8 protein-coding genes and 1 pseudogene are annotated in these 10,060 nt (G+C 68.2%); 7 read left to right on the top strand and 2 right to left on the bottom strand.

Going from position 1 to position 10,060, the window contains the following annotated elements; genetic code table 11:
* The 6 genes and pseudogenes from WBL05_RS05195 to WBL05_RS05170 all read left to right on the top strand — a co-directional run.
* Positions 1 to 394 (top strand): annotated as a pseudogene (locus WBL05_RS05195) (nucleoside phosphorylase); the annotation flags it as partial.
* A gap of 2 nt (positions 395 to 396) precedes the next feature.
* Entirely contained in the window at positions 397 to 1,005 is a 609-nt protein-coding gene (coaE, locus tag WBL05_RS05190; protein WP_424224216.1) for a dephospho-CoA kinase, read from the top strand.
* Positions 1,006 to 1,036: 31 nt separating this feature from the next.
* On the top strand, positions 1,037 to 1,699 hold the full coding sequence (locus WBL05_RS05185) for a hypothetical protein (protein ID WP_424224214.1): 663 nt from the start codon (positions 1,037 to 1,039) through the stop codon (positions 1,697 to 1,699).
* On the top strand, positions 1,696 to 2,097 hold the full coding sequence (locus WBL05_RS05180; protein ID WP_424224213.1) for a hypothetical protein: 402 nt from the start codon (positions 1,696 to 1,698) through the stop codon (positions 2,095 to 2,097). Before WBL05_RS05185 ends, WBL05_RS05180 begins: the two co-directional genes overlap by 4 nt.
* Positions 2,098 to 2,162: 65 nt before the next feature.
* Complete coding sequence (gene uvrB, locus WBL05_RS05175; RefSeq protein WP_424224212.1) at positions 2,163 to 4,253, top strand: excinuclease ABC subunit UvrB; 2,091 nt, start codon at positions 2,163 to 2,165, stop codon at positions 4,251 to 4,253.
* 238 nt (positions 4,254 to 4,491) lie between these two features.
* A complete protein-coding gene (locus tag WBL05_RS05170) occupies positions 4,492 to 5,496 on the top strand; it encodes a TerC family protein (protein ID WP_424224211.1) in 1,005 nt (334 codons plus the stop codon).
* Positions 5,497 to 5,529: 33 nt separating this feature from the next.
* Here the strand turns inward: WBL05_RS05170 and WBL05_RS05165 are convergent, their stop codons facing one another.
* Together WBL05_RS05165 and WBL05_RS05160 are read right to left on the bottom strand one after the other, a co-directional pair.
* Positions 5,530 to 6,189 carry an MBL fold metallo-hydrolase gene (locus WBL05_RS05165; RefSeq protein WP_424224209.1) on the bottom strand — a complete coding sequence of 220 codons (660 nt, stop codon included), beginning with the start codon at positions 6,187 to 6,189 and terminating at the stop codon, positions 5,530 to 5,532.
* Between the two features lie 19 nt (positions 6,190 to 6,208).
* Positions 6,209 to 6,943 carry a maleylpyruvate isomerase family mycothiol-dependent enzyme gene (locus tag WBL05_RS05160; protein WP_424224207.1) on the bottom strand — a complete coding sequence of 245 codons (735 nt, stop codon included), beginning with the start codon at positions 6,941 to 6,943 and terminating at the stop codon, positions 6,209 to 6,211.
* A 115-nt stretch (positions 6,944 to 7,058) separates the two neighbouring features.
* Between WBL05_RS05160 and uvrA the strand changes: the two genes are divergently transcribed.
* A partial coding sequence (uvrA, locus tag WBL05_RS05155) for an excinuclease ABC subunit UvrA (RefSeq protein ID WP_424224205.1) occupies positions 7,059 to 10,060 on the top strand: 3,002 nt, incomplete at its 3' end.

Here is a 10,060-nt window from a genome sequence, read left to right as displayed (position 1 = left end):
CGCCCGCGCGCTGCGCGCCGAGGGCACCAGCCACCATTACCTGCCGGCGGCCGAGTCGGTGGGCACCGATCCGCAGGTGCGCGCGGCCTGCATCGCGGCGATCGAGGCGCGCGGACACCCGGCGGTCGAGGTGACCACCTGGACCACCGACGGCTTCTACCGCGAGACCCCGGCCATGATCGACCGACGCCTCGGTCAGGGCTGCAGCGTGGTCGAGATGGAGTGCGCCGCCTGGGCGGCGTGGGCGCAGTACCGGGGGGTCCGGTTCGGCCAGATCCTGTTCACCGCCGATTCGCTGGCCGGCGGGGTCTACGACCCGCGCGACTGGGGCACCGGTTCGCACGAGGTCGCGCTGCGGATGGCGATCGACGCGGCCTTCACGGTGCAGGATTGAGCATGGCACTCCAGGTGGCACTCACCGGCGGCATAGCCTCCGGCAAGACGACTGTGGCCGCGCTGTTCGCCGAGCGGGGCGCCCTGCTGATCGATTCCGACCAGCTTGCCCGCGAGGTGGTCGAGCCGGGCACACCGGGCCTGGCTGAAGTCGTCGCCAGGTTCGGTGGCCAGGTCCTGGACGACCAGGGCCGCCTCGACCGGCAGGCCCTTGGGGCGATCGTCTTCGCCGACGATGTGGCCCGGGCCGATCTGAACGCGATTGTGCACCCCAGGGTGCGGCAGCGTCGGGCCGAGCTGCTGGCCGAGGCCGGCGACGACGAGGTGGTGATCTCGGTGATCCCGCTGCTGGTCGAGACCGGGTTGGCCGACCAGTTCGATGCGGTGGTCGTGGTCGACCTGCCCGAGGCGGTGCAGGTCGAGCGGTTGATGACCCGCAACGGGTTCAGCGCCGAGCAGGCGCAGGCTCGTGTCGAAGCGCAGGCGGCCCGGGCCGAACGGCTGGCCGCCGCAGACTGGGTGATCGACAACTCCGGTGCGCCGGATGAGCTGGACGGTCAGGTGCAGGCCGTCTGGCGGGAGCTGCGTAATAAGGCTGCAGGCTTGACTTGAGCCTGATAAGGCAATGCCCTAAACTGCAGTCATGGCATGGGAGGGCGGCGCGGTCGCGGTTGTCACCGCCGACCAGCAGGCCAGCCGACGACGCCAGGACCTGGTGCCGGCGGCGCTGGACCTGCTGTCCGGGTGTTGCGCCGGGGTCCTGCTCGGCTTTGAGCGTACCGTCGGTGACGAGATTCAGGGGGTCTGCACCACCGCCGGGACGGTGGTCGAGGTGGTGTTGCGGCTGACCCGACTGGGCGGCTGGCGGGTCGGCATCGGGATCGGTTCGATCGAGCGACCGCTGCCCTCGTCCACCCGCCAGGCGCGGGGCACGGCGTTCCTGATGGCCAGGCAGGCAGTCGAGACCCGCCGCAGCCCGCAGGGGCTCAGGTTGCTGAGCGCACTGACCGGTGAGGGTCGCGGTTCTGTCAGTACCGCGTCCTACGGTGGTCTGCAGGACGCCGCCCGGTACGCCGAATCCGCCCTGATCGGGCTGCGGGCGCTGGCGTCCCGACGCACACCGGAGGGATGGGAAGTGAGCGAGATGGCCGCCAACGGCGCCAGCCAGGCGCAGATCGCCGAGCAGTTGCGGGTCAGCAGGTCCGCCATCTCGCAACGGCTCGCGATCGCGAACTTCGACGAGGTCAACCGGTTGGCGGAACTGACCGCCTTGACACTGGCCGCCGCGATGGAGGCCGACCGATGACGCCGGGCATCCTGGTCGCGATCCGGGTGGCGTCGGTAGTGCTGCTGGGCGCCGCGGCGGTCTGGCTGGGCGGCCCGCTGGTCGAGGCGCTGTTCCGGCGCATCTCGCACCGGGACGCCCCGGCCGGGGAGTCGCCGGACGTCGCGGCGGCCGCCCACGTGCTGCAGGGCGGCAAGTGGATCGGAATGGTCGAGCGGCTCGCCGTCTTCGCGTCGGTGGTGACCGGGTTCACCGAGGGCATCGCGATCGCGCTGGCGATCAAGGGGATCGGCCGGTACCCCGAACTGAAGACCGGCAGCAACGCGGCTGCGGAACGGTTCATCATCGGCACCTTCATCAGCCTGCTCACCGCCTGCGCGTTCGGTGGCCTGGCCCGCTGGCTGCTGCTCGCGTCCTGAGGCCGGTTCGCCGCCGGCGTACCGGCCCGTTCTGTTCTGTCAGTGGCCCGACCTACGCTGGTGCCATGCGTCCAGTGGAAGAGATCACCCGGCGGGTGGCACCGTTCAAGATGCAGGCCGGCTTCAAACCGGCAGGTGACCAGCCGGCGGCGATCGACGAGCTCGAACGCCGCGTGCGGGCCGGTGAGAACGACATCATCCTGCTGGGCGCCACCGGCACCGGCAAGACGGCAACCGTGGCGTGGCTGGCCGAGCGGCTGCAGCGTCCGATGCTGGTGATGCAGCCGAACAAGACGCTGGCCGCCCAGTACGCCGCCGAGCTGCGGCAGTTCTTCCCCGACAACGCGGTCGAGTACTTCGTCAGCTACTACGACTACTACCAGCCCGAGGCCTACGTCCCGCAGACCGACACCTACATCGAGAAGGACTCCAGCCTGAACGAGGAAGTGGAGCGGCTCCGCTACTCGACCACCAACTCCCTGCTGACCAGGCGCGACGTCATCGTGGTGGCAACGGTTTCGGCGATCTACGGCCTGGGCACACCGCAGGAGTACGTCGATTCGATGCTCAAGCTGCGGGTCGGGCAGGAGTGGGAGCGCAGCGACCTGCTGCACAAGCTGGTCGAGATGCAGTACGTCCGCAACGACCTCGCCGGCACCAGGGGCACCTTCCGGGTGCGTGGCGACACCCTCGAGGTGTTCCCGATGTACGAGGCGAACGCCGTCCGGGTGGAGTTCTTCGGCGACGAGGTGGACGCGCTGTCGACCATGCACCCGACCACCGGGGAACTGCTCACCACCGATGAGGAGATGTACGTCTTCCCGGCGTCCCACTACGTCGCCGGCCCGGAACGGATGGAACGGGCGATCGCGGGCATCGAGCTCGAGCTGGACGACCGGCTGGCCGAACTGGAGGCGCAGGGCAAGCTGCTCGAGGCCCAGCGGTTGCGGATGCGCACCACCTACGACATCGAGATGATGCGCCAGATCGGCACCTGCGCGGGCATCGAGAACTACTCCCGGCACATCGACGGCCGTGGGCCGGGTAGCCCGCCCAACTGCCTGCTCGACTACTTCCCCGAGGACTTCCTGCTGGTCATCGACGAGTCCCACGTCACCGTGCCGCAGATCGGCGGCATGTACGAGGGCGACATGAGCCGCAAGCGCACCCTGGTCGAGCACGGCTTCCGGTTGCCCAGCGCGATGGACAACCGGCCGCTGCGGTTCGAGGAGTTCACGACGCGGATCGGGCAGACCATCTACTCCTCGGCCACCCCCGGCCCGTACGAGCTGGCCCGGGCCAACGGGTTCGTCGAGCAGATCATCCGGCCGACCGGGCTGGTCGACCCAGAGGTGATCGTGAAGCCCACCCGCGGCCAGATCGACGACCTGATGGGCGAGATCCGCGACCGGGTCGCCCGCGACGAGCGCGTGCTGGTCACCACGCTGACCAAGAAGATGGCCGAGGACCTCACCGATTACCTGCTCGAGCACGGCGTCCGGACGCGGTACCTGCACTCCGAGGTCGACACCCTGCGGCGGGTCGAGTTGCTGCGCGAACTGCGGCTCGGCGAGTACGACGTGCTGGTCGGGATCAACCTGCTGCGCGAGGGGCTCGACCTGCCCGAGGTCTCCCTGGTCGCGATCCTGGACGCCGACAAGGAGGGCTTCCTCCGTTCGGAGCGGTCCCTGATCCAGACCATCGGCCGGGCCGCCCGGAACGTGTCGGGTCAGGTGCACATGTACGCCGACCAGGTCACCCCGTCGATGCGCAACGCCATCGACGAGACCAACCGGCGCCGAGCCAAGCAGGTGGCCTTCAACACCGAGCACGGCCTCGACCCGCAGCCGCTGCGCAAGCGGATCGCCGACATCACCGACCTGATGGCCCGCGAGGACGCCGACACCGAGTACTGGGTTTCCAACACGCAGGGCAAGGGCAGGCCGCGCAACTCGACGGTCGCGCTACCGAGCGGACTGCGAAACCTCGACCCGTCCAACCTGCCGGCCAGCGAACTGGCCGCCCTGATCCAGGAACTGACCGCGCAGATGCACCAGGCCGCGGGCGAGTTGCAGTTCGAGCTGGCGGCCAGACTGCGCGACGAGGTGGCCGACCTGAAGAAGGAGCTCCGGCAGATGGTAGAGGCGACCCGCTAGCCAATGGGCAGACCAGACGCCAAGCGGTGCCAGGGATTCGCAGCCGGAATGGGCGCCGGGCACCCCCGTCGAATTTGGCTATATCCTGGCCTGAGTGCAAGAATCCTGCCCGGAGGGGAGTAGCCCCCGTGCGGTGCCGTCAATACGAAGCTAGACTTCCCATACCGCAGCCGATCGGGACGATCTGTGGCAAGACCTCCAGTAGAGTCTCCCTTTTCCGAACTGGAAGGCGTATTAGATGCATGTAACCCCCATGGTGTGGATCATCACGCTGGCCGTCCTCACGGCGGTGCTGGTGTTCGACGTCGTGATGATGATCCGAAGGCCGCACGAGCCCTCCATGAAGGAGTGCACGATCTGGATCAGCATCTACATCACCGCTGCGGTCCTGTTCGGCATCGGTATCGGACTGTTCGCCCACCCGGTCACCGACAAGACCAGTTGGCAGTACGCCATCGAGTTCTTCTCCGGCTACCTGACCGAGTACTCGCTGTCGATCGACAACCTGTTCGTCTTCATCATCGTGCTCGGCAGCATGCGCGTGCCGCGGGTCTACCAGCAGTTCGCGCTGATGTGCGGCATCATCCTGGCGCTGGTCTTCCGCGGCATCTTCATCCTGCTCGGCGCGGCCCTGATCGAGCGCTTCGCCTGGGTCTTCTTCATCTTCGGCGCGTTCCTGCTCTACACCGGCGTCAAGCTCGTCATCGACTACCGCAAGCACGGCGAGGAGGACGAGGGTGCCAAGACCGACACCGCGGTGATGCGGTTCGTCAAGCGGGTCGTCCCGTCCACCAACGAGTACCACGGCACCCACTTCTCGGTGAAGCTCGACGGCCGCCGGGTGTTCACCCCGCTGTTCTTCGTGGTGGTCGCGCTCGGTTCGATCGACATCATGTTCGCGCTCGACTCCATCCCGGCCATCTTCGGCCTCACCCAGGAGCCCTACCTGGTCTTCACCGCGAACTTCTTCGCCCTGATGGGTCTGCGCCAGCTGTACTTCCTGCTCGGTGGCCTGCTCCAGCGGCTGGTGTACCTGTCGCTCGGCCTGGCGTTCATCCTCTGCTTCATCGCGGTCAAGCTGGTCCTGCACGCCATGCACCACTACCACTGGATCGATTGGGAGATCCCGACCCTGCTGTCGCTGGTGGTCATCGTCGCCACCATCGCGATCACGGCGCTGCTGTCGTTGCTCAAGACCCGATCCGACACCTCGGTGTCAGCCGAGCAGGTCGACAAGCACTGACCCTTGCAACACTGCCGGTCCCGCGGTTGGTCGTCACCAGCCGCGGGCCTGCCACTGCTTCAGGTGCGGGCGTTCCGCGCCCAGCGTGGTGGCGTCGCCGTGGCCCGGGTGGACCACCGTATCGTCGGCGAACCGGTCGAACAGCCGACTGGTGACCTCACCCAGCAGGGACGCGAAGTCGGCTGGCGAGCTGGTCTTGCCAACGCCGCCGGGGAACAGCGAGTCACCGCTGAAGATGTGGGTGGGGGAGCCGTCCACCCCGTGCAGCACCAGGGCGACCGACCCGGGCGTGTGGCCGACCAGGCCGACGACCTCCAGCCGGATCCCGTCGCACTCGATGCGGTCACCGGTCCACACCCTTCGGCTGGCGACGCCGGTCTGCTGCTCGATTGCGGACGCGTCAGGGCCGCCGGCGTAGGCGGTCGCCCCGGTCCGCCGAACCACTTCGGCCAGGGCCTGCAGGTGGTCGGGATGCCGGTGGGTGGTCACCACCGCAGCCAGCGGTCGGCCGTCCAGCAGGGCCAGCAACCGCTCCGCCTCGTCCGGGGCGTCGATCAACAGCAGCGGCCCACCGGCGTCCAGCAGGTAGGCGTTGTTGTCCATGCTGCCGACCGCGGCCTTCGTGCACTGCATCCCGGCGGCATCGAAGACGATCGGGGCGGACGTGGTGGAGGTGTGGAACAGGCCAGTCATGGCCACACGCTATCGAACCTCAGTGGTAGACCGGTGAGGACGGCAGGTCGATCGCCTGGGCATCGCTGAGGCGTCCGGTGAACCAGCCGAGCAGCAGCGCGTCCGGCCCTTCGATCACCACCGGGCTGCCACCCTGGCCCACCTCCGCGATGAACCCGGTGTCGCTGACCAGCCGGGCCGACCGGTGCGGTGTGGGAGGTTGACCCATCGTGTTCCACTCCAGCAGCAGCCGCGCGATCCGCGGTTCGACCTGGGTGATCTCGAACCCGCAGTCGATGTCGACGTGGTGCAGCACCACCTCATTCAGCCGCAGCAACGGCAACAACTCGCAACTGAGCAGGCTGCCGGGGACCAGTTCCACCATCATGTCGCGCGGCACCGAGTGCAGCACGTTGAACCGGCGATTCAGGCGTCCGTCACTGGTGTCGAGGTCGATCTGCAGTTCCAGGCCGGTGCGCTCCGAGCCCCGTTCGATCGCGAGCTCGCGGTCCTCGTCGGAGTCGTACATCAGGCCGCGCCGGCCCATCAGCACCGCGTCCACCGCGCGAACCAGGGCATCGGCGTTGCGGGCCAGGTGGGTGGCCACGTGGGCGCGGGTCCAGCCGGGCAGCCTGGAAGGCTCCTGCCATGCCTGTTCGCTGATGGCGATGGTGTCACCGAGGAGGCGCTGGGTGGCTGCGAGCTTGTACCTGCGCAGCTCGGGCAGTTGGACCGAGTCGCTGAGCAGCTGGTGTTTGGCCATGTCCCAAGCCATCTGGATCTCCTGTCGCTGCGGCGCTGCCTGTTCAGTCGACCACGGTTCGCGGTGGGTGTCCAGAGCGATCCGGCACTTCACAGGACTGTCTGAGCGGGCGCATACCATAAGGGTCGTGAAGGATCGTCTTATCATCTCCGGTGCCCGGGAACACAACCTGCGCAACATCAATCTCGACCTGCCCAAGGACTCGCTGATTGTGTTCACCGGGCTGTCCGGCTCTGGTAAGTCGTCCCTGGCCTTCGACACCATCTTCGCCGAGGGGCAGCGCCGCTACGTGGAGTCGCTGTCCGCCTACGCCCGGCAGTTCCTGGGCCAGATGGACAAGCCTGCCGTCGACCTCATCGAGGGGCTGTCGCCGGCGGTCGCGATCGACCAGAAGTCGACCAGCCGCAACCCCCGCTCGACCGTCGGTACGGTGACCGAGATCTACGACTACCTGCGGCTGCTGTTCGCCCGGGTGGGCCACCCACACTGCCTGGTCTGCGGTGAACCGATCAGCCGGCAGACCCCGCAGCAGATCGTCGACCAAGTGCTCGCCCTGCCCGAGGGCACCCGATTCCAGGTGCTGGCCCCGATGATCCGGGGACGCAAGGGCGAGTACCGCGAGATGTTCCGCACCCTGGCCGGTGAGGGTTACGCCCGGGTGCGGGTCGATGGCGAGACCCACCAGCTCACCGACCCGCCCAGCCTCGACAAGCAGCGGAAGCACGATGTCGACGTGGTGGTCGACCGGGTCGCGGTGAAGGCATCGGCCAAGCAGCGGATCACCGATTCGGTCGAGACCGCGCTCGGGCTGGCCGGCGGTCTGGTCGTCATCGACTTCGTCGACCGCAACCCCGAAGACCCGCAGCGCGCCCGCAGCTTCAGCGAGAAGTTGTCGTGTCCCAACGGGCACGACATCGCACTGGACGAGATGGAGCCGCGGCAGTTCTCCTTCAACAGTCCCTGGGGGGCCTGCCCCACCTGCACGGGGCTCGGCACCACCCTCGAGGTCGATCCGGCCCTGGTGGTTCCCGACCAGCTCAAGAGCCTCGCCGAGGGTGCCATCGCGCCCTGGTCCAGCCCCACCGTGGCCGCCCACTACAGCCACGTCTTCGAGTCGATGGCCGAGGCGCACGGCTTCTCGGTGGACACGCCCTGGCACCAGTTGCCCGCCAAGGTTCAGCAGTTCATCCTCAAGGGCCACGACGATCCGGTGCTGGTGCGCTACCGCAACCGGTTCGGCCGGGTGCGCACCTACACCCAGAAGTACGAAGGCGTCCTGCCACAGGTTCGGCGCCGGTTCGACGAGGCCGAGTCGGACGCCGCTCGCGACCGGTGGGGCGCCTACCTGCGCGAGATCCCGTGCTCGGCCTGCGGCGGGGCGCGGCTCAAGCCGTCGTCGCTGGCGGTGACCGTGGCCGGCCGCAATATCGACGAGGTGTCGCGGCTGTCGGTCGACCACCTGGCCGAGTTCGTCGCCTCGCTGGAACTGTCCGAGCGTGAGATGTCGATCGCCGACCTGGTGCTGCGCGAGATCCGGACGCGGCTGAGGTTCCTGCTCGACGTGGGCCTGGACTACCTGACCCTGGCGCGGGCCGCCGGCTCGCTGTCGGGTGGCGAGGCCCAACGGATCAGGTTGGCCACCCAGATCGGCTCGGGGCTCACCGGTGTGCTGTACGTGCTGGACGAGCCGTCCATCGGCCTGCACCAGCGCGACAACCGCCGGTTGATCGCCACTCTGCAGCGGCTACGCGATCTGGGCAACACCCTGATCGTGGTCGAGCACGATGAGGACACCATGCGGGCTGCCGACCACATCGTCGATATCGGGCCTGGGGCCGGCGAGCACGGCGGCGAGGTGGTGGTCAGCGGCAGCTTCGCCGAGCTGCTGGCCTGCGACCGGTCCATCACCGGTGCCTACCTGTCGGGACGCCGGCAGATCCCGCTGCCCGACCGGCGGCGCCGGGGCAACGGCCAGTCGCTGGTGGTGCACGGGGCCACCGAGAACAACCTGGCCGACATCACCGTCGAGTTCCCGCTTGGGCGGTTCATCGCGGTCACCGGCGTTTCCGGTTCCGGCAAGTCCACCCTGGTCAACTCGATCCTCTACACTTCGTTGGCCAAGCAGCTCTACGGCGCCAAGGACGTGCCCGGCCGGCACACCGGCATCACCGGCACCGATGCGATCAACAAGGTGGTCCACGTCGACCAGTCCCCGATCGGCCGCTCGCCGCGCTCCAATCCGGCAACCTACACCGGGGTCTTCGACAAGATCAGGACGCTGTTCAGCCAGACCCCCGAGGCCAAGGCCCGCGGCTACCAGCCCGGCCGGTTCAGCTTCAACGTCAAGGGCGGACGCTGCGAGCACTGCATGGGCGACGGCACGATCAAGATCGAGATGAACTTCCTGCCCGACGTCTACGTGCCGTGCGAGGTCTGCCACGGCGCCCGGTACAACCGCGAGACGCTGGAGGTGAAGTACAAGGGGCTGAGCGTAGCCGAGGTGCTGGCACTGCCGCTCGAGCAGGCCGCCGAGTTCTTCGCGCCGATCTCCGCCATCTCGAGGCACCTGAAGACCCTGGTCGAGGTCGGCCTGGGCTACGTCCGGCTGGGGCAGCCGGCCACCACCTTGTCCGGCGGTGAGGCGCAGCGGGTGAAGCTGGCCGCCGAGCTGCAGCGCAGGTCGACCGGCCGCACCCTGTACGTGCTGGACGAACCTACCACCGGCCTGCACTTCGACGACATCAGCAAGCTGCTCGGCGTCCTCAACCGCTTGGTCGACGGTGGTAACACCGTGGTTGTGATCGAGCACAACCTGGACGTGATCAAGACCGCCGACTGGGTCATCGACATGGGCCCGGACGGTGGTCACCGCGGTGGCCAGGTCATCGCCACCGGCACCCCCGAACAGGTGGCGCAGACCGAGGGCAGCCACACCGGGGCATTCCTGGCCGAGATCCTGGCCGGTCGCGAGGTGCCGCTCGCCGAGTGCGAACCGGAGGCGCTGGTCGAGGTCGGCGCACCGGTCAAGGCAAAGCGTCGCCGCGCGCCCGCAGATGCCGACACCGTGACCGCCAAGGCCGGCCGCACCGCCGCGGCGAGGCGTAGCGGTGCGGCGACGTCCTCGCGTAC

Source organism: Brooklawnia sp. (assembly GCF_049651565.1).
GTDB lineage: Bacteria > Actinomycetota > Actinomycetes > Propionibacteriales > Propionibacteriaceae > Brooklawnia.
This window is presented reverse-complemented; position numbering and strand designations above follow the sequence as displayed.

Coding starts and splice junctions, on each gene's coding strand:
- coaE (WP_424224216.1), top strand. CDS start 397: ATGGCACTCCAGGTGGCACTCACCGGCGGCATAGCCTCCGGCAAGACG.
- WBL05_RS05185 (WP_424224214.1), top strand. CDS start 1,037: ATGGCATGGGAGGGCGGCGCGGTCGCGGTTGTCACCGCCGACCAGCAG.
- WBL05_RS05180 (WP_424224213.1), top strand. CDS start 1,696: ATGACGCCGGGCATCCTGGTCGCGATCCGGGTGGCGTCGGTAGTGCTG.
- uvrB (WP_424224212.1), top strand. CDS start 2,163: ATGCGTCCAGTGGAAGAGATCACCCGGCGGGTGGCACCGTTCAAGATG.
- WBL05_RS05170 (WP_424224211.1), top strand. CDS start 4,492: ATGCATGTAACCCCCATGGTGTGGATCATCACGCTGGCCGTCCTCACG.
- WBL05_RS05165 (WP_424224209.1), bottom strand. CDS start 6,189: ATGACTGGCCTGTTCCACACCTCCACCACGTCCGCCCCGATCGTCTTC.
- WBL05_RS05160 (WP_424224207.1), bottom strand. CDS start 6,943: ATGGCTTGGGACATGGCCAAACACCAGCTGCTCAGCGACTCGGTCCAA.